Genomic DNA, 23,493 nt, shown 5'->3' with positions numbered 1-23,493 from the left:
CGGAAACCGATCGGTTTACGATGAGGGAACCGATCGGTTTCTCGTTGTGGAGGCGGGTGAGTTCCGAACCCCATTACTTAGGAGTACGGATGGCTTCCCCGTGCGACGCAAAGGGCAACCGTCCTAGTACTCCGTTGATAGTGGCGGCGGGGGTCTCCGAGACGGCGCAAGTCGCGACCGGCGTCAACATCATCATCAACAGTGCATGCGTTCTGCTGCCGGTGCCCCGCGCCCGCCTAGAGCGGCGAACGCCAGTTTCCTGGTACCGGAGAGGGTATTTGTAATGAGTGCGAATTCGCAGAAGAAGTTCTACGCCCTGAATATGTTTGACGTGGCCGACTTGGAGAAGTACCTCGCGTACTTCCGCCGTTTGCCTGAAGTGGCTCCGCAATATGGTGGCCGAATGGTGGCGTTTGGTCGTTTCCGGGACAACGTAGCCGGTGACCTCGCGCCACGGCAGGTTCTGTTTGTCGTCGAATGGGAGTCCGAAGAGGCGTTCAACAGGTTCCGGGACGCTCCGGACTTGGCCGACTTCCATCCGCTGCGGGAGAACGGGACGGCGTCCTATGTCTGGCAGACGTTCGATGGTCTCGATATGAGTGACCCCGCCAACGTTTCGCTCGACGATGTACTGGCGGTGCTCAAGCCTTAAAACCCGCATTGCTACGGAGTGTGTTTCGCTTTCTGGCCTGGCCGAGAGGTATCGCCCGGAGCGTAGTTGGCTTATGGCGTGTCAGGGGCGGTCCTGGCGGACCGCCCCTCCAAGGAGTCGATACCAGAACTGGCCGCGGTGCGATCCGGGCAGTCTCCCAACGTGATCGACGACCTTGCGGACACGACCTGGGACCGTGAACTCGAAGACCTCTTCCTCCGCATCGGCCACCGTTTCGGCCGCGAGGACCTGCGACGCCGAATGCGGGACTACGTCCGTGCCCTGCTCGGCCCGGTCGGCCCCAAGAACGGCTGGCAACTGGCCGAATACGCCGGCCATCGCACCCTCGATGGCCTGTAGCGGCTGCTCGACGGAGCCACCTGGAGTGCCGACGACATCCGCGACGACCCGCAGACATACGTCGCCGAGAAGCTCGGCGACGACGGGGTACTCATACCTTGACGACACCGGCTGGGTCCGGTGCCTGTTGCGGTAGTTCCCCGGCCACCCTCGGCCCGCTCACCGGGCTCGTGCCCCAGATGATCAGTGAGCTCGCCCTCCAGCGCGGACTCCAGCACCCGCTTGGCCAGCTGTTGCGGGAGGCCACCCTCCCCGGTGAGCTTCACGCCACCGGCCTGAGCCCGCGCAACCAGCTCGGCGACCAACCGTCATCCACGGCGCTCGCCCCTCCTCACAGCAGCCTTCCCGGCCTCGGTGTCACTCGTCACGTCAGTCATCAACTGCCGCTTCCAGCTCAAGAGTTACACCGCTCACCGTGCAGACCCCTCTGACAGCCTTGGCAAGAGGGCCGGAGGGCGTCATGCAAGACTTCCTCGACGGGCGCTCGGCCATCGCTCACACCTCCAGCACCAACCGCTCTCCTTCCGGTGCACGTGAGACGCAGGGCAGCATGGCGCCGGCCGCGCGTTCGGTGGCGGTGAGCTGCCGGTCACGGTGATCGACATGGCCCTGGGCCACCCGTACCCGGCAGGTGCCGCAGAACCCCTGGCGGCAGGAGAAGGGCAGGTCCGGCAGGGCCTCCTGGAGAACATCCAGGGCGGAGCGGTCGTACGGCACTGGCAGAACCCGTCCGGTGTCGCCCAGTTGGAGTTCGAAGGGACGGCCGTCCTTGATCGGGGCCGGGGCGAAACGCTCGAAGTGCAGGGCGGACGCGCGGCTGTCACCGAACGCGCGCCGAACGCCGTCGATCATGGGCGCGGGCCCGCAGCAGTACACCGCACCCGCCGCCGGGCTCAAGTTCAACAGATCGGCTGTTTCGGGCGCGCCGGACTCGTCGTCAGGACGGATGGAGACCCGGCCAGGGGCTGCTGCCGCGAGTTCGGCCAGTTCTGCCGCGAAGGGCATCGAGCCGCGGCTGCGGCCGGTGTGCACGAGCCGCCAGTCCAGCCCGCGGCGGGCGGCTTCCCGGGCCATCGGCAGGATGGGGGTGATGCCAATGCCGCCCGCGATGAGCAGGATGGATGCCTCGGCGGCGAAGGGGAAGGCGTTGCGGGGCCCGGAGATGGCGACCCTCATGCCCTCTCCGAGGGTGTCGTGTACCTCGGCCGAACCGCCTGCCCCGTTGGCGATGCGGCGCACCGCGATGCGGTACCGGTACCGGTCGGCGGGGTCGTCGCACAGGGAGTACTGCCGCTTGCGGCCGGAGGGCAGGTGCAGTTCGATGTGGGCGCCGGGCTGCCAGGGCGGGAGTATTGCTCCGTCGGGTGCTGCCAGCCGCAGGGAGACGACGTCCTCGGCCTCTTGGTGTTTGGCGGCGACCACCAGTTCCCGGATCACGGGCATCTCGGTGGCCGGCGGGCGCCTGGGAGGAGTGCGAGGAGTGCTGCGCCGCGCGAGGCGCGTGACCGCGTGGTCGCTGAAAGCCGCCAGCTTCTGCATGAACGAGTCGCTGCGCGGCCTGCCGTACAGGTCCGGTGGCCGGGTGACGGATGTGCTGGTGTTCATGGGATGCCTTGCTGGTTGCCGGGTCACTGGGCAGCCGCTCGGGCGGCGGGGGACGCCGCCAGGTAGCCGATCGCCAGCTGGGTCGAGCCCTCTTGCGTCGGGTGGTAACCGGGGCGGAAGTAGCGCAGCACCGAGCGGGCGAACGAGACCGGCGGGGGCAACAGGTCCTTGCGGGCCGCGGCCAGGTAGTCGCGGAAGCGGACCTTGACCCCGTCGTCGAGTTCGGGGTCGGCGCTCATCAGGAAGCGGACTCCGCGGATCCACAGCCGGGTCAGCACCGGAGCGGTGACGAGCATGCCGACAACGCGGTGCCGGTAGTGGGGATCGAGGTGCACCAGCAGGTCGAACGCGACCGAGCGGTGTTCGACCTCCTCCGCGCCGTGCCAGCGGAACAGATCGAGCATCGCGGCGTCCGCGCCGGCCTGGTCCAGGTGCCCGTTGCTGAGAATCCAGTGACCCATGTACGCGGTGAAGTGCTCGAAGGCCGCTATGAGGGCGAGCCGTTGGAAGAGGTGCGCGTGTGCGGTGGCCGGCGTCAGCTCCGGCCGGTCTCCGAGCACCCTGCGGAAGATCCATTCGGACTGCAGGGTGTACGGAGCCGGGTCCAGCCCCTTGGCGAGCAGGTGCTCCAGGACCTCCTGGTGCGCCTCGGCGTGCATCGCTTCCTGGCCGATGAAGCCGCGTACGTCCTCGCGCAGCCGGTCGTCGGTGATCAGTGGCAGTGCCTGCTCGAAGGTGCGCACGAACCAGCGTTCGAGTTCGGGGAGCATGAGGTGGAGCACGTCGAAGGTGTGGGTTGCGAAGGGCTCGCCCGGCAGCCAGTGCAGCGGGGTGGTGCCCCAGTCGAAGGTGACGTCCCGGGGTTGCAGCACCAGGTCGTGGTGGTCGATGGGCTCGGACGGACGGTGCGGGTGGGCATGTGCGGCTCGGAACATGACAGGTTCCTCCATCGGCGATGGGTGTGGGGGAGGGGTGGTCAGGCAGTCGTCCAGTACTGCTGGTTCGTCAGATCGGGTGCGCGGTGTGGTCCGTATTGCGGCGTGTGCCGTCTTCGATGCGGTGGGCGAATTCCGCGATCCGGGACGCGATCTCCTCGGGGTGGCTGAGCTGTACCCAGTGCCCGGCGTCGATCGGGCGCCGTTGTATCCGGCCCGTCCAGTGCTCCACTCCGTACGACAGCACCGGGGTGACGCAGAAGTCGCGGGTGGGGATGATGAGCTGAACCGGGACGGTGGTCGGCCGGTCCCGGGGACGCAGCAGGCGGGGCAGCATGTTGGCGCGGTACAGCGCGGTGCCGGATACGGCGTCGCGGGCCAGCGTCGGCGCGGGGTAGGGAGTGTCCCCGGGCACGCCTTGGGAGCCGGTGAGGAAGGCGCGCCAGCGGTGTCCCAGTGCTCTCCAGGTCAGGGCGGGCAGGAGCGGGAAATGGAAGTAGGCGATGTACCAGGACCGTGCGGCCTGCCGCAGCATCTTCGGCAGATCCGGATGCCGCGGCCGAAGGCGGGCACGGATCAGGTGGCCGACGTGGTCCAGACAGGGTCCGGAGATGGAGGTGAACGAGGCGATCCGCCCGGCCAGGCGGGTGCCGGTGACCGACTCCCAGGAATGGATCGATCCCCAGTCGTGCCCGACCAGGTGCACTGTGCGGTCGGGGCTCACGGCGTCGAGAACCGCCTCCAGGTCGGCTTCCAGGCGGGACATCCGGTAGGCGCGCAGACCCCTGGGCCGGTGGGAGGCACCGGCTCCCCGCACGTCGAAGGCGGTGACGTGGAAGCGGTCGGCCAGGCGCTCGGCGACCGGGCGCCACACGGCGCTGGTGTCCGGATAGCCGTGGACCAGCACCACCGCAGGAGCCGTGGACGCTCCCCATTGGTAGGCGGCCAACTCCACGCCGTCCGCGGCGATCCGGCGGGCGGCCGGGCCGGTCATCGGCCACCACCGGCAGGGGTCAGTTCGCCGTAGTTCAGACCGCCGTGGAAGAAGCTGGGCAGCACCGGCCAGTGCCGCTTGAAGGGGGCCAGCTCCGAGGAGGGCAGGATCTGCAGCCAGCGCGGATCGCGCCGGCTGGGGTCGGCGAGGGTCTTCTCCTTGACCATGGAGTCGTACTGGTCGAGAGAGTCCTCCAGGGTGTTGGCGTTGGGCACCACCGCATGGCCGTAGAACGCGGCGTGGCGGCGCACCCCGGGGATGCGGGAGAGCTCGGGCTGCCAGTTGTCGGCCGAGATGCCGTTCTCGGAGGAGACCCACACCCCGTCGGGGGTGTTCAGTACCAGGGAGTGGTTGCCGTCCGTATGGCCGGGGGTCCACAACAGGCTGACGCCGACGCCGAGTTCGACATCGCCGTCGAATGCGGTGACGCGCTCGGCCGGTACCCCGTCCATGCCTCCGTCGACGTACCAGGCCCACTGCATCGGATGCACCGATTCGAAGGTGCCCAGCTCCCTGCGGTGCACCAGCAGCCTGGCGCGCGGGAACAGCGCTTCGCGGGGCGCCCGTTCACCGGGAATCGTGCTGGTACTTCCCATGATCATGCGCACGTCCTGGACGTGCAGGTGGTCGAAGCTGACGAAGTCCACATCCTCGGGTCGCAGACCGCAGGAGGGCAGGACGGTGTTCGGATCCTGGTAGAAGCGGGCGAAGACATGCTCGGTGAGAAAGTCCCCCGCCAGCCGCTTGAGCTGGGCGTAGAACGGCGCTTGAGCCGTTCCGGCGGCGACGGTCGGCTCCCACACCAGTGTTTTCGGCTCACCGTCGAAGCCGTCGAACTGCACGACGAGCATCCGGTTGACGATGCTCACGAACGGGTTGACGGCGAGCGCGGCGCCGTGGAAGCCGAACCGGGTCGGGTACGGGGCGGCGGCGATGTCGAAACTGCGGACGGCGTGGATGCGGCCCTGCTGGACGAACCGCTCACGGTAGGTGGCCGCGGCGCTGCGCACGGCGCGCAGCCGGTCACCGCGGGGCCATACGTCGTGGACGCCCTCGAATTCGGGGATGGGACGCGGAGCGGCGGGGTCCTGGGCCTTCTTCGTGCTGGGCGCCGGCTTGGGCGTGGTGGTCACGGGCTCATCCTTCGGGCAGGCGGGCGGTCCGGGTGCGCTGCTCGTAGGCCGCGCGGACCGACCGGTCGGACAGGGCGGCGAGCTGGTCGGGGACAAGGAGGTGATGCAGAACGTCGCGGGCGCGGTCCGGCAGCAGCGCGGCCAACCGGGTCAGAGCGGCAATCTGGCGTGGAACGAAGACCTCGAACCGCGGGCGCAGCACGACGTCGAGCACAGCGTCGGCAACCTGATCCGTCGTCAGGCGCCGGGTGGGGCCGGTCGCGGTGCCCACGGCCAGCTCGGTGTCCACGACGCCGGGCATCACCAGGGACACGTGCACTCCGGTGCCGCGCAGTTCGGCGCGGACGGCTGTGCTGTAGCCGTGGAGGGCGTGCTTCGTCGCCGCGTAGGTCGCCTCGCCTGCCGGGGCGACCTTGCTGGCGGCGGAGGCGATGTTCACCACGTGGCCGCGCCCGCGTTTCCGCATCACCGGGATCACGAGTTTCATCCCCCGCAGTACGCCGTGGACGTTGACGTCGAACTGGCGCAGGGCGGCTTCCTCCGGTTCCTCCTCGAAGGGGCCCACCCACATGATTCCGGCGTTGTTGATCAGTACGTCGATCGGCCCCAGCTCGGTCTCGACGGTGCGCAGGAAGTCATCGAAGGAAGGTGTGTCGGTGACGTCGAGAGACAGCCCGAGCAGTCGGCCACCGGGACGCGCGCCGATGGCGCCGGCCGTCTGCCTGGCAAGCTCCGCGTCGAGATCGCCGATCGCCACGGCGGCTCCGGCCGCGGCGAGCCGGGCTGCGACGGCACGCCCGATACCGCGGCCCGCCCCGGTGACCGCGATCACTCGGCCGGTCAGCGGTTGTGTGCGGGGGAGCCCCTCGCGGTTTCTCCGGCTGAGTGTGTACGGGAATTTGGGCGGTGCTGCCACGGTCGAGCCCCTTCCTTGCCCTGAGCGCGAACGGACCGCTGAGCGGCAAGCGGCCCCCACACGCTTCTGACACGTTGGCGTGTCAGATGAACTGACAAGCTAGAGTGTCAGTTCGGAGCACACCGGTGTCAACACCTCTGCGAAGGGGAGAAATGACCGGCACACAGACCGCCGGGCGGCGCTACGGCGGACGTGAAGCGGCGCAACGACAGCAGGAGCGCCGCACCCGCCTCATCCAGGCGGGCCTCGACCTGTTCGGCACGTCCGGATACGCCTCGGTCTCCGTCAAGCAGGTGTGCTCGCATGCCGGACTGACCCAGCGCTACTTCTACGAGTCGTTCAGCGACCGCGAAGACCTTCTCGCCGGGGTCTACAACGACCTGATCGCTACGATCCAAGCCGAAACCGCGCAGGCCGCCGCCGCCGCACCCGATGTCGACGCCCAACTGCGCGCCGGCCTTGAGGTGTTCATCCGCACACTGGCCGGCGACGCCCGCATGGCCCGCCTGGTGCTCATCGAGGTCGTGGGCGCCAGCCCCCGCCTCGAAGTGCGTCGCCGTGAGGTCCTGCACGAATTCGCCGCGATGGTCGCCGCCGTCGTCGGACCGCTCCCCGCCCCGGAAGCCCCCTCCAGCCGGCTCACCATGACCGCGATGAGCCTGGTCGGCGGAGTCAACGAACTCCTCGTGGACTGGACGCTCGGTCACCAGAAGGCAGCCGTCGAAGAACTGATCGACCTGTCCTACACCCTGTTCATCGCGGCCTACCGAGCCATCAGCGATCAGTCCTGATCACGCAGGCCCGGATTCCTTCAGGGGCTCTCTGTATCGGACGGCAGCCCATGGCTCCTGGTCAACGGCTCGGCACGCTCGGCGCCCCTGTTTCGATCAGGCATGGCCGGCGAGAGCCGTTGCACGATGAACGCAGGTGCGGCGCACCGGCTGGTTTTCCACTGTCGGACGGGTCTCGTACCCGTCATCCATCCGGAAGCGACGCAGCTCGATCGGGCTGAGCGGCCGCGAACCAAGGCGGGCCCGTCGCGTCGCGGGAGCTGCTGAACGATCGCTGATCAGCTGCCGCCTGAGCCTGCCGGCGCGCCCCCCGGGTCCTGGCCCGCGACGGACCTGGCCCTGCCGTTGTCGCTGGACGCCTGCACATGCCCAGGCCCGCTGAGCGCCCTGCCCTGCGAGCCAGGTGACACACCGGATAGGGAGGGCTGACGGCCTTTTTCCCGCCGAGGCCGGGCTCATCGCGCTCACGGCCCGCGTGACTTGATGCCCTTGCTCCCCGGCATTCGGGGCAAAGCCCGATGATCCTAAAGCCAGATGATCATAAGGGAATTGATGGGCAGCCGGGCACGGGGGAGGCTGTGGTCTTGGCGGCATCGGCGCCCGGCGGCAGGGCATGGTCACCGTTTCCCGGAGCCTCATCCGGTCGGCCCGGACGCTAGCCGATCTGGTCATTGCCCGCGCGTCGGTGGCTGCCGCGACGGCGTATCCCTGCATCTGCATCTGAGGCGTTTCGGGGTGGGCCGAGACACGCCTGGCAATCGCCTCGGCAGAGCTGCCCCTCATCCTCTTGGCCACGCTCTCGAACGCCGGGCGGGCCCCTTCCGTGCTCCGCGTCAAGGCGGCGGTGACGATCACCTTGACGCGGAGCACGGAAGCCTTGAGCGCGAACTCGCGATCGCGGCGCGGGGATGGCGCTCCCACATCTCTCCTGCCTGCTCATCCGGTGCGTGCCGCCATGCCGGCGGGCGCCGGTCAGCTCGACCTGAAGCCGGCCTGTGACGTGGCCCGGGATCGGTTCCCTGCTTGAGAGCTTGCGCACTGGAAACCGAGCGGTTTACAGTGAGGCAAGGCGAAACCGATCGGTTTCCTCCAGGAGTTCGGGAGTGCATGATGACGACAAATCGACCGGTGGCCCTCGTGACGGGTGCCTCCTCCGGCATCGGCAAACAGACCGCGCTCGCGCTGGTCGCGGCGGGTTTCGAGGTGGCCGGCACGGGCCGCGACACCTCACGCGTCACCCCGCTCCAGGGCGTGACGTTCTTCGACCTCGACGTGGTCAGTGACAAGTCGGTCACCGCGGTGGTCCAGCAGGTGATCGACCGGTTCGGGCGGATCGACGTCCTGGTCAACAACGCCGGCATCGGCTCGATCGGCGCGGCCGAGGAGACCTCCCTCGCGCAGGCCCAGGGCGTCTTCGACATCAACGTCTTCGGGGTCATACGCATGGTGAAGGAGGTCCTGCCGCACATGCGCGCCCGGGGGCGCGGACGCATCATCAACCTCTCGTCCGTGCAGGGCTTCATCCCCGCTCCCTACATGGCGGTCTACGGCGCGTCCAAGCACGCCATCGAGGGCTACTCCCAGTCCCTGGACCACGAGGTCCGGCAGTACGGTGTCCGCTCGCTCCTGGTCGAACCCGCTTACACCAACACCGGGTTCGAGGCCAACAGCGCCAAGCCCGACAGCCCCCTGCAGACCTACGCCGACCAGCGGCACGTCTTCGACCGCCTGATGGCGGAGGCGATCAAGAGCGGTGACGACCCCGCCGTGGTCGCCAAGGCGATCGTCACGGCCGCCACTGACAAGAAGCCGAAACTGCGCTACGCCGCCGGCCCCACGGCCGGACGCGCACGCCTGCTCCGCTTCGTTCCCGCCTGGGTCCTGGACAAGCAGATCCGCACGATGAACAAGCTGGCCGGCTGACACCCCACCACCCGCAAACCCCGTCCACCCACAAACCCGTTCGCGCCGTTGATACCGGGAGAGACCTGTGTCCGAGCCCCTGCCCTCTTCCGCCGCCACCGTGGCGCGCTGGCGCTCCGCCGAGGAACACGGTGACGTCGACGCCGCGGTCGCGTGTCTGAGCCCGGACGTCGTGCTCAGCTCGCCGCTCTCCGACCAGTTCCGCTTTGAGGGATCCGACCAGCTGCGTGACTTCCTGACCGTGGCGTTCGCGGTGGTCAAGGACGTCCGCTACCACACCCAGACCGGCGAGGGCGACACGTACGCGCTGGTCTACCGGGCGCGGGTGGGTTCCCAGTCGTTCGAGGAGGTGCAGTTGCTGCGGCTCGACGACCAAGCACGCATTACGGAGATCACGCTCTTCGGGCGTCCGATGCCTGCCCTCACCGCCCTGATGCACCTCATGGGTCCGGCGCTCGCCCGCCAGCAGGGCCGCCGGGGCCTTGCGACGCTCATGAGCGTCAGCACTGTACCCATTCACGCGATGGTCTCTTCGGGGGACAGCGGCATGGTCGCGAAGACCCGGCCGACAGCCCGGTAGACCTGAGAGCACCAGGCCCACTGGCCGTTTGGCCCCGTTCCCCTTCCAGGAGTTGGCGACAGCCGCAGGCGATGTCCCCGGCGGACAGCTTCAGTTCGCAGGAACGCACGAGGTATCTGCCGTCCAGGTGGGCTCCGGCGCGCCCTGACCGCACGGGCGAAGCCGACTCCCGAGGGCGGTTGCTGGAGGCACCGTCCCTCACCGGCCACGGCAACGTCCGGCCAATCCCCCCCCGTGCACCGAGGTGATGCGGCAACTCGCCGCGCCTTCCAGCAACTTGACCCAGTAGGAGACGCTCCCATGAAGCGACGTACGTTCCTTACGGCAACCACCGTGTCGCTGGCCGCCACCCAACTCGCCGGACCCGTCTACGCCTCCGCCTCCCCCTCCGGTTCAACAGCCAGTCACTACGAGGTCGTTGCCCGCTTCTGGGGCGCGATGCCGACGGGTGTCACCGTCTCGCGCCGCGGCCGCATCTTCGTCAACTTTCCCCGCTGGGGCGACGACGTCCCGTTCACCGTCGCCGAACTGCGCAGCGGGAAGCCGGTTGCCTACCCCGACGCCGAGGTGAACCGTCAGGACGCCGCAGACCTGGCCGGGCACTTGCAGTCGGTGCAGAGCGTCGTCGTCGACGGGGCCGACCGGCTGTGGATCCTCGACACCGGAAGCCCGCTGTTCGCCGGGTCCTCCTACGGCGGCCCCAAGCTCGTGGCGGTCGACCTGCGCACCGACCGGATCGTACGGAAGATCCTCTTCCCGCCCGAGGTGGTGCCGGCGAACAGCTACCCCAACGACGTGCGCTTCGACCTGCGGCGCGGCGCCGAGGGCATGGCCTTCATCACCGACTCGGGCGGCTCCAACGGCATCATCGTGGTCGACCTCGCCACGGGCCGCTCCTGGCGGCGACTGACCGGGCACCCCTCGGCACTCCCGGACCCGGACTTCGTTCCGATCATCGATGGCCAGCCCTTCATGGTCCGCCCCGCGGGCGGCGAGCCCACCTCTTACGAGACCGGCTCCGACGGCATCGCTCTCAGCGCCGACGGCACGCGCCTCTACTACTGCCCGCTCTCCAGCCGTCGACTGCACAGCGTGTCCACCGACGCCCTCGCCGACCCGGACGCCACGGACGCCGAGGTGGCGGCGACGGTCGAGAACCTCGGGTTCAAGCCGATGGCCGACGGCCTGGAGAGCGACGACAAGGGGCGGCTCTACGGCGGCGACCTGGAACACAACGCGATCTGGCGCAGGAGCCCGAACGGCACCTACCGGACCCTCGCCCAGGGGAGCGACCTGAACTGGATCGACACCCTGTCCATCGCCTCGGACCGGCACCTGTACGCCACCGCCAACCAGCTCGACCGGCTGGCGCCCTTCCACGAGGGCCACGACCTGCGCCGCAAGCCCTACCTCCTGGTCCGCCTGCCGATCGACGCGGGACCGGTCAGGCTCGTGTGACTTCGCCGGCCCGCGTCGGGCGGCCGCCTGGGCGGGGGAGCAGTGTGCACCCCGGTCGTACAGCGGGCGCCCTCGACCTGGGCGCGGACCCGGGCGGGGCAGGTCTTGCCGGTGCAGTGCGCGGCGCTGCGGTCGATTTCGGGCAGGCCATGGTCTCCGTACAACTCGACAGTCTCCGTACAACTCCGCGCCCTCAAAGCGCTGAACCGTACGTTCAGGCCCGGAGCGGTACCGGCTCCGGGCTCACGGCACGTCCGCGAACGCCTGAACCTTCCCCTCGCTCACTCGCCAGCCCGCTACCAATACCCCCAAGGCCCGCTCGTAGCAGTCGGCGACCGCGAGCCCGGGCGGCTCGTTCCCCGACAGCACCAGGGACACCAGGCCATGGGCCGTTCCCCAGACCGACAGCGCGATGACCTCCGGGTCGGACTCCGAACTGAACTGCCCTGCCTGCTGTCCGCGCCGCACGGCGTCGACGAGGGGCCGGTAGGTCTCGATGGCCTCACGCGGCCTCTCCGACTCCGGCTCGGACGGGCACTGGACGCTGCGGTCGGCGAAGAGGATCGCGTAGAGATGCGGGTTGGCGATGGCGTACTCGCGATAGACGAGCCCAAGCCGGATCACGTCGCCGGCCGGGTCGTCCGTCGGACGGATGGCTGCCAGGCGTGCGACGAAGAGCCGCGCGGCCTCCTCGTACAGGCTCCTGAGCAGACCCGCCTTGTTGCCGAACAGCGAGTAGACCGCCGTGGTCGAGGTCTTCACGTCCGCGGCGAGCTGTCGCAGGCTCAGCGCGGCGGTGCCGCGGTCGAAGACCGTGGCGGCCGCGCGGTGCAGGAGCCGGAGCCGGAGTGCTTCGTCATGTGTCTTGAGCCTGGCCATGGCGTCATCGTATTGCAACGCCGTTATGAATGCCTATCGGCACCGCTTTGACTTGTTGTCGTCCGCCCCGCCCCGCACCAGGATCCGCCGCCTCCGAACGAGCTCCTCTCGCATACCGGCAGGTCAGGGCAGAGAGACGCGCCCACTCTCCGAATGAGAGCTACGCAACAGCGTTGCATCGAGCAATAAAAACACTGTTACGGTTCGTTCGGTGCCGACCTTGGGACGGTCCTGTCCGGCGCTGGCCAACGATCTAGGAGAAGTCATGTTTGAGGGGTTCGGGCGGCTGCTGTACCGCAGGCGAAAGCCGGTGCTGATACTGACCATGCTGTTCGCCGTCCTGTCCGGGACCTACGGTGCCGGAGTCTTCGGCTCCCTGACACCGCTCGGCTTCCAGGACCCCGGCTCGGACAGCGTGCGCGCGGCCCACATCGCCGAGAAGGCGTTCCCGCAGCGGACACCCGACGCGGTGATCGTCTACCGCGACAAGGACCGCACCGTCGACGACCCGTCCTTCCAGCAGGCGGTCGTCAAGCGGCTGGAGTCCCTGCCGAAGTCGGAGGTGACCGGCTACCTGGACTTCTGGACGACCAGGATGCCGGCGCAGGTCAGCCACGACCGGCACGCCACCTACGTCGCCCTGAACCTGCACGGCAGCAGCGAGAAGGCCAAGGAGGACGCGTACAAGGCCGTCAAGGACAAGATCCCGGCACCCGGCCTTCAGACGTTGCAGGGCGGCACGGTACCCACCGGCCACCAGGCGAGTGAGAAGATCGAACATGACCTGAGAACCGCGGAAATCATCTCGGCCCCCGTGCTCTTCCTGCTCCTGCTGGTCGTGTTCGGCGGTCTGACCGCGGCCTTCCTCCCGCTGCTCGTCGGCGTGCTCTCCATCCTCGGTTCGATGGCGGTCCTGCGGACCATCGCGAACATCACCGACGTGTCGGTGTTCTCCATGAGCCTGGTCACGATCCTGGGTCTCGCGGTCGCCATCGACTACGGCCTGCTGATCGTGAGCCGCTACCGCGAGGAACTGGCGGCCGGCTACACCGGCGAAGCGGCGATCGGGCGCACCATTGCCACGGCCGGGCGTACCGTGATGGTCTCCGGCACCACGGTCGCGGCGGCGCTGGCCGGCCTGACCCTCTTCCCGTCGACGTTCCTGAAGTCGATGTCGTACGGCGGCGTGGCAGCGGTCCTGCTGGCGGTGCTCTTCTCGCTGGTCGCGCTGCCCGCGCTGCTCGCCGTGATGGGACCGAAGGTCAATGCCTTCCCGCTGCGCCGCAAGAAGGCAGGGCGGCCGACGGCGGCGGGCGAGGGTGCCTGGTACCGGTTCGGGCACGGCCTGATGCGGCGGCGGTGGGTCGTGGTGGTGGGCGCGGTGGGCCTGCTGCTGACGCTCGCCCTGCCGTTCTCCAAGATCGAGTTCGGTTCCATCAACGCGCAGCAACTGCCGAGCACCTCCGAGGGCCGCCAGGTCTTCAACGCCATGGAGCACGACTTCGACGGCGACGCGGTGAAGTCCATCGACTCGCTGCTCGTGCTGAAGTCCGACGGGACCTCGAAGGAGCAGGGCGCGGCGCTGAAGGCGTACGCCGAGCGGCTCGGTGCCACGGAGGGCGCCACGAGCGCCCGGATCAGCGGCGTGGAGGGCACCACGGCCCGGGTGTCGGTCACCTATGACGGCAACCCCATCTCGACCCACGCGCGGGACCTTGTGAACCGGATCAAGGAGGTACCGGCACCGCCCGGCGCCCGGGCCTACATCGGCGGCGAGTCGGCGATCTACGACGACACCCTGGACGCGCTCGGCGAGACCCTGCCGTGGATGCTGCTCTACATCGCGGTGATGACGTACATCCTGCTGTTCCTCGCGTTCGGCTCGGTGCTGCTGCCGTTGAAGGCGATCGCGATGAACATGCTGTCGCTGTCCGCGACCTTCGGCGTCCTGGTCTGGATCTTCCAGGACGGCCATCTGCACAACCTGCTCGGCTTCGATCCGACGGGCAACATCGAGCCCAACATGCCGATCATGCTGTTCGCGCTGATCTTCGGGCTCTCCATGGACTACGAGGTGTTCCTGGTGTCCCGGATGCGGGAGCAGTACGACAAGCAGGGCGACAGCACGGAAGCCGTGGCGATGGGGCTGCGGTCCATCGGCCGCCTGGTCGTGAGCGCGGCGGTGCTGATGTGCGTGCCGCTCGCGGCGATCGGGATGAGCGATGTGCTGACCATCAAGCTGTTCGGCGTCGGCATGGTGTTCGCGGTCCTGGTGGACGTGCTGGTGGTGCGCATCCTGCTGGGAACGGCCGTCATGAGACTGCTGGGCAGGGCGGCCTGGTGGGCTCCGGGCCCGCTCGCCCGCTTCTACGACCGGTTCGGCATCAAGGAGACGGACGTGCCGGAGGACACCGACGAGCGGGTCCCCGTCCCCACGGGCTGAATCCTCCCGAGAGGCCGAAGTGTCTTCACCGGGGCACTTCGGTCCTCGCTGCCGTCGTGAACGGGGGTGCCGGCGGTGCACTGCTGGGGACTCACTCCTCCGGCTGCTCGCTCCGCTCGCATGCACGGCGATCATGGCGCCGGTGGTTCGCGTCCTCCTGGGCCAGGCGCCGTAGCAGCCGGACGACCGGCTCGAACAGCACGGTGAGGACCACCGCCCGCTCGGCGAGGGCGATGCGGTCCTCGATCCCCTCGAACTGCGCGAAGTCCAAATCGGCGGTGGAGGTGGCGAGTTGTGCGTAGGGGACGAGGTCGTCGACCGTGTAGTCGGTGCCGAGGCGGCTCAGCGCGGCGAGACTTTCGGCGAGTGCCGGACGGTGCGGTGACGCGTCGGAGATCCGCCAGCCCATGTTCTCGATGAGAGCCTCGACCCTCGTGGCGGCTCCGCCCGGTACAGCCCTGTCGGCGGTGCTCTCCGCTCCGGGGCCGCTCTCGTTGTCCGCGCCGCTCTTCCCGTTCGTCTCTGCGGAGGGCACGGGCAGTGCGTGGTGGACGACGCCCAGGGTCTCGAACCCGTCCAGTGGACGGTCCACCGCATCGAGCACCTCACGGGTACGGGCGACGGACAGCCCGCCGAGCTGGATGAGCGAACGGATCAGACGGAGCCGCTGGATGTGCTCCTCGCCGTACTCGACCGCCGTCGCGTTCAGCGCGCGTCCCTCGGGAAGCAGCCCTTCCCGTCGGTAGTACTTGATGGTCGCCATCGGCACCCCGGACCGTCGGCTGAGCTCTGAAATCCTCATGCGCTCCCTCACGCTCAACTGTCCCACCAGTATCGCGTTACCGGGGGTTGCCCCGACGGGATCGATAGTGCCACTATCGGGTACTCGGTAGTAACACTATCGAGTGCTTCTTCGGTGTGCCCACTTCTCCGTGCGCGTGGACGACACGCGCCCGCGGAAGCCGCCTGCACCGCCACGGCCACACCCAGCCGCAGTTCTCTCCCCACCCCGGGCCCGGGGCCGTCAGCTCCGGGTCCGGTCGTCTCGTACGCATCGACAACGGAGACCACACCATGTCCCAGCGAATCGGCAAGACCCACTGGAAGCGTTTCGCCATCGGTGCGGTGCCGACCGTGGCCGCCACGGCTGCCGTCGCCATTTCCATGGCCCAGGGCGCCCTGGCCGCTTCGTTCAGCATCTCCGGTTCCGCCTTCCAGGTCTCGGCCGGCAAGTTGAGCGGCACCGGATTCGCCAACTACGCCACGGTGGACGTCGCCAAGAACGGCAAGCACGTGCCCGTCTCCGTCTCGTCCATCAAGAACGCGACGGTCACCGACATGTGCCAGTCCGTCCCGGTGGACATCCCCGTCCTCGGGACCTACACGATGTCGCTCAAGGCCGGCGGGTCGGGTACGCCGGTCAAGGCCAAGGACCTGTACATCGACATGACCGACCTCCAGGCCAAGAAGGGCACCTTCACCAACGTCGACATCGGCGTCGCCACCGGTTCCATGACCAAGGGTCAGGTCAACCCGAAGGACCACGTCGATCCCGACGGCTACGCCCAGGAGGCGGACGCGGTCGAGATCATCGATGCCCACCAGACGGTCTGGGCCACGACTGCGGGAACGTTCGAACTGGCGGGCCTGCACATGAACATCGCGGCCGGCCGCCACGACTGCTTCTGACCTCGCTCCCGCCCCCTCGCCTCCCGCGCGCGAAAGCGACCGGCGACTGTCCAGGGGGCGGCAGCGTTCCACCGTCCTCGCGGACACCCTCACCCACTCACGACTTGGGAGTTGCCACATGACGAGTGCCGGTGCACCCGCGCACCCCCACAGTGACAGCGGCTTCACCCGCGCTCGCCGGGACTTCCGGACCTGGCGGCGCACACGCCCCTTCTGGGCGGGCCTGCTGGTGCTCCTTGCCGCTGCGCCCATCATCTACTTCCCGTATTTCAACCTCTCCCTGGGCGCCCTGTCCGTGGCGATGTCCACCACCGCGGGGGCCGGATCCCTGGTCATCGGCCTGACTCTGATCGTCCTTGGCGGACTCCTCTGGTTCCAGCCGATCATCAGGTTCTTCGCCGGCTGCGTCGCGGTGTTCCTCGGCGTGCTGTCGCTTCCCATCTCCAACTTCGGCGGCTTCTTCGTCGGCACGCTGCTCGCGGCGGCGGGCGGACTCCTGGCTCTGGCATGGGGCCCGGTGGACGGGGACGGGCATCCGGAGGACATACCCGACGGCACTGAAGAGCCGTCAGCCGCAGTCGTCCGGGCGGGAGGACAGGGGAGTGAGTGACCAGTCGCCCGACAATCAGGGCGAGACCGCAGAACCCCGCTTCGCCCGGCCGCCGAGAGGCCGGCACGCCATCCCGCGTACGTCCGCGCTGACACGCCTGCGTCTGCCGGTCGGGAGGGCTCTCGCGCTCACCGCGCTGCCGACCGCCCTCATCCTGGGGAGTCAACGCCTGCCCGAGTCAGCGGACACGAGCGCCACCGCGGCACTCTCCGTTTCCGAAGAGGGGTCAGGCGCGCCTGGAACCAGCGGTGTCGACTGCGCCCGTCCCGACGCCACCTCACCCTCTGCGACGAACGCTCCCGCACACCCCACCCCGTCCGCTGATCCCCGCACGGCCGGCGCTCACCCGAGCGGGAAGCCCGTCAAGCCGCCGTCGCACGTGGGCGACGACGGAGCGGGCCCGGCCCCGGCACCGACCGCCACTCCCACCCCCTCGCCCAGCGCGACCTCCGCCGCAACGAGCCTCGCGGACATCCTCGATCCCCTCTTCCGTGACGACGCCGAGCAGCAAAGCCCGTCACCCGACGCGAGCCCCTCATTCCACGCGAGCCCTTCACCAAGCTCGGCAACTTCGAGGCCAGCGCCCGGAGCACCGCCCGGGCCACGGCTGTCCACTACGCCGGCGCCACCTGCTCCCAGCCGCCGGACCGTCGAGCCGCCGCCCCGACCGGAGGCCACCGGGGGAACCTCCCGAACCTGCGACATCAGTGATCTCAAGGCCCCCGAGGAGCATGAGGCCGGCCGATTCTCCGCCGAGGCATGGAACATGAAGGGGAGCCGCCTCGAACTGCACGACCTCGTCTTCGGCGGTGTGGTGACCGTGGACACGGCCGCCGGGCCCAAGCGGGTGCTCAAGTTCTCCGCGGGGAGCGTCACGATCCGTGACCTGAAGATGGCGGTGCCCGTCGGCCCGCAGATCCAGCACATCGACGGGGCGCCCGGCTCGACGTCCACGCTGCGAGGCGACGGCATCACCATGTACGTCGAAAGCCTGACAGGCACCCTCTCCGGCGTCGAAGGCGTTCCCGTGCCGCCCGTCCTCCGCCTGCACCTCACCCCGGACACCATTCCGGAGTGGCTCTACGACACGGTCGGGAAGCTCGACCTCAAGCTCCAACTCGGCCTGGACGACGCCGACATTGACCAGGCCGGACAGACAGGCGGAAAACTCGCGATCCCGGGGATCCACGGGTACGGAACGCCACGCTGAAGCCAGCATCAGGCGGCTGCGGTTGGTCGTGGTCATGGGTGACGACACCTGAGTGACGGCATGCCGAGCCCCTGCGATGCACAGTTTGTTCATCGGCGACACCAGACCAGGAGTTCGAAGGTGCAGTTCGAGGCGACGTCGCCTCGAAGACAAGGGAGTGGCAATGGAGCCAGGGGAGATGGAGCGCGTCGATCTGGGTGAGGTGCCGTATGAGGTGGCGCAGGCCGACATGGCCGGTTGGGTGGCCGAGCGGAAGCAGGGGCGTACTGGGGATCGGCTGTTTCTGCTCACCCACCCTCCCGTGATCACCTACACGGCGCGGACACCGGCCGACCAACTGCCAGAACCGGCTTCGCCGATCAGCCTGGTCGAAGTCGACCGGGGAGGTCACGCCGCCTATCACGGGCCAGGGCAGCTGATCGGGTATCTCGTGCTGAACGTGCGCGAGCTGGGACCGCGCGGCTTGATACGCCGGATCGAACACGCCCTGATCCGTGCGCTGGGATCACTCGGGTTCGAGGCGATACGCCGGGACACCCCCCGGGGCGCCGAGAGCCTGGTCGGCGTGTGGACCCCCGGCCACCGCAAAATCGCCTCCATCGGCATGCGCATCAGCGGCGGCGTCACCAGCCACGGATTCGCGCTCAACATAGACCCGGACCTCGACGTCTACACCACGTTCACGGCCTGCGCCCTGCCCGGTGTCCGGATGACCTCGTTGGCTCAACTCGCCGCCGAACTCGGCCGGCCCACGCCCACGGAGGCGCAGGTGAGGGATGCCGTAGCCGACGCCGTAACAGCCGAGCTGGCGCGAACGCGCACACCCTCCTGAGCCGGGGCAGGCGCTTGCGCGGTGGCCGCCGCTCAGTTTCCAGTCCCCGCCTCCCGGTAGAGCGTCGGCCATCGGCAGGAACGGCTCGATCAACTGCTCCTGCTTGTCGGCGTCGATTGAGCGGGTAGTGCACCGTATCGGCTTCATCCGGACCCAGGCAGATCGAGGCCACCATCTGGAGCGGCAGGTCACCGGGAGCCGGTAACGGCGACTGCTGGACGGGGCGGCCCCGATGCCCGTGTTCGGCGAGACGCGCCTGGAGGACTTGCGTGACCTGAAGCGAGCCATTCCGCTCGCGGCTCGCAGCGACCCGGTGACAGGGATGGCGCCTGCACGCGGCTTCCTCGCGCTGCTGGGGCAGGGGCCAGCGCCTCGACTTGGAATTTGTAAACCGATCGGTTTACGATGAGCCTGAAACCGACCGGTTTCATCAGTCGGAGTCCCGGCGGGGTGCTGCATCTCCGGTTCCGCGTCGACGGCCGAGCGTGCCGAGATTGAACGTTCCGAGGGTTGCCGGACCGCAATGAAGCTGTCCGCCCCTCTCCGGATATGAGTGTGTTGTCCGAGACCGGAGTAAGTCATGAGTGGGATTCACCCGTTCCGCGTCCTGCGTGCCAAACCCCTGTGGATCGCCAATGGCGTCATCACGGGCGTTCTCGCGCTGCTGTTCACCGTGTTCTACGTCGGGGCCAACATCGATCCCGTCGATCACATGAAGAATCTGCCCGTCGGCCTGGTCAACGCCGACAAGGGGGCTGCTGTCGGCGGCAAGCAGGTCAACCTCGGGGCCGGGATAACCGAGTCGATCAAGAGGTCCACTGCGAGCGGGGACAAGATCGACTGGAAGGTGATGGACGAGAAGGAGATGAAGAAGGAACTCGGCAAGGGCAAGCTGTACGGCGCGCTCGTCGTCCCCGCCGACTTCACCTCCGCCACCACCGCGCTGACCGGCACGGCGACCACCGGGACCCCGGCCCGCCCGACGCTGACGGTGCTGACCAACCAGTCCGCCGGCAGCGTGGGCTCCAGTCTGGCCCGGACGGCGACGACGCAGGCGGCCGAAGGCGCCTCGCTCCAGGTGGGCAAGGAGCTCACGTCCCAGGGCGAAACGGGGGAGGCGAAGCTGCCCGCCGCGGCCCGCGTCCTGCTCGCCGACCCGGCGGCCGTCACCGTCGAGGACGGCCATCCCCTCGACTCGCACAGCGGCCTGGGCCTGACGGCGTTCTACTACGCCCTCGTCCTGGTGGTCTGCGGCATGCTCTCCGCCAACGTCATCAGCGGCCAGGTGGATCACGCCCTCGGCTACACCCACAACGACATGGGCCCGCTGCGCCTGCACCGCCCGCTCGTCCGGGCGACCCGGGTGCAGACCCTTGCCATTGCCGCCACCCTCATGGCCGGGCTGTCCCTGCTGATGGGGAGCCTGGTAATGGCGGGCGCGGTCGGCCTCATGGGAATGCACGCCGCCCATCTGCCGCTGCTGTGGCTGTACTCGGTGTGCGCCATCGCTGTCTCCGGGATCGGTGCGCTGACCCTGCTGGCCGTCTTCGGTACGCCCGGCATGCTGGTGGTCACGCTGGTCTTCATCGGGATGGCGGTGCCGACGGCCAACGCCACCACACCGCTTCAGGCGCTGCCCGGCTTCTACCGGTTCCTGGCGGAGTTCGAACCGCTGCGCCAGATCACCGGCGGCATCCGCTCGATCCTCTATTACGACGCCCAGGCCGACGCCGGCCTGACCCGGGGCTGGGTCATGATGGCCGTCGGCCTCGCGGCAGCCGCCCTCTTCGGCTTCGGCGTGACGGGCTGGTACGACCGCAAGGGGCTGCACCGCATCCCCGCCGGAACGGAGCCTGAGCAGACCGCTGCCCCGGTGTAGCGGAAGGCGGCTCACCCAAGACGGGGCCATTACTCGGAGTGGCCCCGGTGCGCGGCGCCCCCGTGGGAACGAGAGGCGCGTGCACCATCAGGGCTCGGCGACGGTCTTTCCCCCGAGATCGTCGCCGAGCCTCTGAGCGGCCTTCAGGCGGATGCGCGGCGGCGGGGGTCTTCCCGACACCCCACGGAAACCGATCGGTTTCTTTTTCGTCCGATTCGAGTTAACCTCGCGGTATGACCACCAAAGTGAAGCAAAGCCCCCGGGAGCGGCTGCTGGAGGCAGCGGCCACGCTCACCTACCGCGACGGCGTCGGCATCGGCGTCGAGGCGCTGTGCAAGGCGGCGGGGGTGTCGAAGCGCTCCATGTACCAGCTGTTCGAGAGCAAGGATGAACTGCTGGCGGCGAGCTTGGAGGAGCGTGCCGCTGCCTTCGGGGCGAGCCTCCTGCCCCCGGCGGATGATAGCCGTTCCCCCCGCGAGCGGATCCTGTACGTCTTCGAGCGGGTGGAGTCGCAGGCGGGTGCGCCCGACTTCCAAGGCTGCCGGTACCTGGCTGTGCAGATCGAGCTCAAGGACCAGACCCACCCCGCGAGCCGGGTGGCCCACCAGATCAAAGCGAACCTGACAGCCTTTTTCCGTTCCGAGGCCGAACAGGGCGGGGCGAGCAACCCCGACCTGCTGGCCCGGCAGCTCATCCTGGTCTTCGACGGCGCCAGCGCCCGCGCCGGAATCCAGGCCGACAACCTGACGGGGCTCGTCGCACCCACCGTGGTCACCCTGCTCGACGCGGCAGAGATGCGCTGACGCGCCTCGGGTTCGAGAAGACTCGGCGACCGAGGCTCCCTTTCGGGTTGATGCCGGTCTCCGGCAGCCGGAGCAACGCCCACGGCCTCAGGCCCCTGCCTCCCGGTGATCGGAGGAAAGCCCGATGGCCGTAAGCGTGTTGCCGAGCATGCCGCAGGCAAGGAAGCTTGTGGTCTCGTGGACGTCGGCACCCAGCGACAGGTGCACGGTTTCCCACAGTCGCATCCAGCCGGCCCGGATGAGCTCGCCCGTCTGGTCGTCGCCCTCTGCCGCGGCGGCCGCGACGACGGCGTATCCCTGCATCTGCATCAGGAGCGTCTCGGGGCGCGCCGAGATCAGCCGCGCGTACGCGTCCGTCATGGCACGCCGGGTCTGCTCTCCGCCCTCCGCCCCGTCGCCCGCCTGCTCGAAAGCCAGGCGGGTGTCTTCCATACTCCGCACCAACGCGGCGACGAAGATCGCCTTCTTGCCCGGGAAGAGCCGGAAGAGGTACGGCTGCGTGACGCCGACGCGTTTGGCGATCGCCTCGGTGGAGGTCCCGTAGTAGCCCTTGAGTGCGAACTCGGCGATCGCTGCGCGGACGACGCTTTCGCGTCTCTCTTGCGCGCTGACCCTGGCCATGCCGCCATTGTGGCAGGCGCCGGTCGGTTTGCGTCAGCCGGCAAGGCGCCTGACCGGGCGCAGGGTCCGCAGGCCCCTTGTGGCGGCCGACCGCCATGAGAGGCGACGGCCATGAGACGGGCTCCCGTCTGCCGAGCGTCACAAGCGGCACACCGCTCCGCCTTGGACGAGACTCCGCAGCCGCCGCGCAGCCCGATCGATCTCGGCGTGCAGACGGTGGCACGGCCAGGATCGGGGTGGCGTTTGGACTTGCGCACGGAAACCGATCGGTTTACCGTGGGCGGAAACCGATCAGTTTCTAGCGAGTCAGGAATCCATGATGACGACGAACCGGCCGGTGGCACTCGTGACGGGTGCGTCATCCGGCATCGGGAAGGAAACCGCGCTCGCCCTGGTCGCAGCCGGATTCAACGTGGTCGGCACCGGCCGCGACACCTCGCGCGTCGCCCCGCTCGACGGTGTGACGTTCCTCGACCTCGACGTCGCCAGTGACGCCTCGGTCGCCACAGCGGTCCAGGAGGTGCGCGAGCGGTTCGGGCGGATCGATGTCCTGGTCAACAACGCCGGAATCGGCTCACTGGGTGCGGCCGAGGAAACCTCCCTCGAACAGGCCCAGGGCGTCTTCGACACCAATGTCTTCGGGGTCATGCGCATGGTGAACGAGGTCCTGCCGTACATGCGCGGCCAGGGGCGCGGGCGCATCATCAACCTCTCCTCCGTGGTCGGATTCGTGCCCCAGCCCTACATGGCCGTCTACGCCGCCTCCAAGCACGCGGTCGAGGGCTACACCGAGTCCCTGGACCACGAGGTCCGTGACCACGGCATCCGGGCGCTTCTCGTGGAACCCGCCTACACCAACACCGGATTCGAGACCAACAGCGCGCGGCCCGACACGCCCCTGCATGCCTACGAGAAGCAGCGGCGGACCGTCGACCGCGTGATGGCAGAGGCGATCAGGGACGGCGACGACCCCGCCGTGGTCGCCCGGGCGGTCGTCGCGGCAGCCACCGACGCGAAGCCGAAACTGCGCTACGCCGCCGGCCCCACGGCCGGACGGGCACGCCTGCTCCGCTTCGTTCCCGCCTGGGCCTTCGACCGGCAGATCCGCAAGATGAACCAGCTGGCCGGCTGACGCCTGCCCGCACTCACACACCCCGCGGGACAAGCGACGCAATGGGGC

At 68.7% G+C, this 23,493-nt stretch carries 22 protein-coding genes; 14 read left to right on the top strand and 8 right to left on the bottom strand.

The genetic code is table 11. The features are described from left to right. Window positions 1-283: 283 nt before the first annotated feature. Together OG496_RS02020 and OG496_RS02015 are read left to right on the top strand one after the other, a co-directional pair. The gene (locus OG496_RS02020) at window positions 284-652 is read left to right on the top strand and encodes a DUF1330 domain-containing protein (RefSeq protein ID WP_405969280.1); all 369 of its coding nucleotides are present in this window, start codon (window positions 284-286) and stop codon (window positions 650-652) included. Window positions 653-814: 162 nt separating this feature from the next. Continuing rightward, a complete protein-coding gene (locus tag OG496_RS02015) occupies window positions 815-1,012 on the top strand; it encodes a hypothetical protein (protein WP_405969279.1) in 198 nt (65 codons plus the stop codon). A gap of 495 nt (window positions 1,013-1,507) precedes the next feature. Here the strand turns inward: OG496_RS02015 and OG496_RS02010 are convergent, their stop codons facing one another. The 5 genes from OG496_RS02010 to OG496_RS01990 form a co-directional block, all read right to left on the bottom strand. Beyond that, window positions 1,508-2,617 (bottom strand): PDR/VanB family oxidoreductase, encoded by a 1,110-nt coding sequence (locus tag OG496_RS02010; RefSeq protein WP_405969278.1) that lies wholly within the window; start codon window positions 2,615-2,617, stop codon window positions 1,508-1,510. 23 nt (window positions 2,618-2,640) lie between these two features. Then, the gene (locus OG496_RS02005; RefSeq protein ID WP_405969277.1) at window positions 2,641-3,552 is read right to left on the bottom strand and encodes a metal-dependent hydrolase; all 912 of its coding nucleotides are present in this window, start codon (window positions 3,550-3,552) and stop codon (window positions 2,641-2,643) included. 70 nt (window positions 3,553-3,622) lie between these two features. Beyond that, window positions 3,623-4,546, bottom strand: a complete 924-nt coding sequence (locus OG496_RS02000) for an alpha/beta fold hydrolase (RefSeq protein ID WP_405969276.1) — start codon at window positions 4,544-4,546, stop codon at window positions 3,623-3,625. Next, complete coding sequence (locus OG496_RS01995) at window positions 4,543-5,679, bottom strand: hypothetical protein (protein WP_405969275.1); 1,137 nt, start codon at window positions 5,677-5,679, stop codon at window positions 4,543-4,545. Before OG496_RS01995 ends, OG496_RS02000 begins: the two co-directional genes overlap by 4 nt. A 4-nt stretch (window positions 5,680-5,683) precedes the next feature. Next, a complete protein-coding gene (locus OG496_RS01990; protein ID WP_405969274.1) occupies window positions 5,684-6,595 on the bottom strand; it encodes an SDR family oxidoreductase in 912 nt (303 codons plus the stop codon). A gap of 152 nt (window positions 6,596-6,747) precedes the next feature. Between OG496_RS01990 and OG496_RS01985 the strand changes: the two genes are divergently transcribed. The 4 genes from OG496_RS01985 to OG496_RS01970 all read left to right on the top strand — a co-directional run bounded on the left by OG496_RS01985 (window position 6,748) and on the right by OG496_RS01970 (window position 11,347). Then, the gene (locus OG496_RS01985; protein ID WP_405969273.1) at window positions 6,748-7,386 is read left to right on the top strand and encodes a TetR/AcrR family transcriptional regulator; all 639 of its coding nucleotides are present in this window, start codon (window positions 6,748-6,750) and stop codon (window positions 7,384-7,386) included. 1,110 nt (window positions 7,387-8,496) lie between these two features. Then, window positions 8,497-9,309 carry an oxidoreductase gene (locus tag OG496_RS01980; protein WP_405976543.1) on the top strand — a complete coding sequence of 271 codons (813 nt, stop codon included), beginning with the start codon at window positions 8,497-8,499 and terminating at the stop codon, window positions 9,307-9,309. Between the two features lie 67 nt (window positions 9,310-9,376). Beyond that, on the top strand, window positions 9,377-9,889 hold the full coding sequence (locus tag OG496_RS01975; RefSeq protein ID WP_405969272.1) for a nuclear transport factor 2 family protein: 513 nt from the start codon (window positions 9,377-9,379) through the stop codon (window positions 9,887-9,889). 300 nt (window positions 9,890-10,189) lie between these two features. Next, window positions 10,190-11,347, top strand: coding sequence for an L-dopachrome tautomerase-related protein (locus OG496_RS01970; RefSeq protein WP_405969271.1), 1,158 nt, complete (start codon window positions 10,190-10,192; stop codon window positions 11,345-11,347). A 243-nt stretch (window positions 11,348-11,590) separates the two neighbouring features. Here OG496_RS01970 and OG496_RS01965 read toward each other — a convergent pair whose 3' ends face one another. After that, window positions 11,591-12,226, bottom strand: a complete 636-nt coding sequence (locus tag OG496_RS01965) for a TetR/AcrR family transcriptional regulator (protein WP_405969270.1) — start codon at window positions 12,224-12,226, stop codon at window positions 11,591-11,593. 265 nt (window positions 12,227-12,491) lie between these two features. On the opposite strand from OG496_RS01965, the gene OG496_RS01960 reads away from it, so the two are divergent. Further along, window positions 12,492-14,669, top strand: a complete 2,178-nt coding sequence (locus tag OG496_RS01960) for an MMPL family transporter (RefSeq protein ID WP_405969269.1) — start codon at window positions 12,492-12,494, stop codon at window positions 14,667-14,669. Window positions 14,670-14,760: 91 nt separating this feature from the next. Here OG496_RS01960 and OG496_RS01955 read toward each other — a convergent pair whose 3' ends face one another. After that, window positions 14,761-15,471, bottom strand: coding sequence for a MerR family transcriptional regulator (locus tag OG496_RS01955; protein ID WP_405969268.1), 711 nt, complete (start codon window positions 15,469-15,471; stop codon window positions 14,761-14,763). 272 nt (window positions 15,472-15,743) lie between these two features. Here OG496_RS01955 and OG496_RS01950 point away from each other — a divergent pair, with 272 nt between their 5' ends. The 6 genes from OG496_RS01950 (at window position 15,744) to OG496_RS01925 (ending at window position 21,692) form a co-directional block, all read left to right on the top strand. Beyond that, window positions 15,744-16,358: a DUF6230 family protein gene (locus OG496_RS01950; RefSeq protein ID WP_405969267.1), complete on the top strand. Its 615-nt coding sequence runs from the start codon at window positions 15,744-15,746 to the stop codon at window positions 16,356-16,358. Window positions 16,359-16,476: 118 nt separating this feature from the next. Beyond that, entirely contained in the window at window positions 16,477-16,968 is a 492-nt protein-coding gene (locus OG496_RS01945; protein WP_405969266.1) for a DUF6114 domain-containing protein, read from the top strand. Between the two features lie 766 nt (window positions 16,969-17,734). After that, complete coding sequence (locus OG496_RS01940) at window positions 17,735-18,178, top strand: hypothetical protein (RefSeq protein WP_095851092.1); 444 nt, start codon at window positions 17,735-17,737, stop codon at window positions 18,176-18,178. 163 nt (window positions 18,179-18,341) lie between these two features. After that, entirely contained in the window at window positions 18,342-19,010 is a 669-nt protein-coding gene (gene lipB, locus OG496_RS01935) for a lipoyl(octanoyl) transferase LipB (protein WP_405969265.1), read from the top strand. Window positions 19,011-19,590: 580 nt separating this feature from the next. Beyond that, a complete protein-coding gene (locus OG496_RS01930; protein WP_405969264.1) occupies window positions 19,591-20,889 on the top strand; it encodes an SNG1 family protein in 1,299 nt (432 codons plus the stop codon). A 233-nt stretch (window positions 20,890-21,122) separates the two neighbouring features. Beyond that, complete coding sequence (locus OG496_RS01925; protein WP_405969263.1) at window positions 21,123-21,692, top strand: TetR/AcrR family transcriptional regulator; 570 nt, start codon at window positions 21,123-21,125, stop codon at window positions 21,690-21,692. Window positions 21,693-21,779: 87 nt separating this feature from the next. On the opposite strand, the gene OG496_RS01920 is transcribed toward OG496_RS01925, so the two are convergent. After that, window positions 21,780-22,313: a TetR/AcrR family transcriptional regulator gene (locus tag OG496_RS01920; RefSeq protein WP_405969262.1), complete on the bottom strand. Its 534-nt coding sequence runs from the start codon at window positions 22,311-22,313 to the stop codon at window positions 21,780-21,782. A 319-nt stretch (window positions 22,314-22,632) separates the two neighbouring features. Between OG496_RS01920 and OG496_RS01915 the strand changes: the two genes are divergently transcribed. Further along, on the top strand, window positions 22,633-23,445 hold the full coding sequence (locus tag OG496_RS01915; RefSeq protein WP_405976542.1) for an oxidoreductase: 813 nt from the start codon (window positions 22,633-22,635) through the stop codon (window positions 23,443-23,445). Window positions 23,446-23,493 lie beyond the last annotated feature (48 nt).

The organism is Streptomyces sp. NBC_00988 (assembly GCF_045162645.1).
Taxonomy (GTDB): Bacteria; Actinomycetota; Actinomycetes; order Streptomycetales; family Streptomycetaceae; genus Streptomyces.
This window is presented reverse-complemented; position numbering and strand designations above follow the sequence as displayed.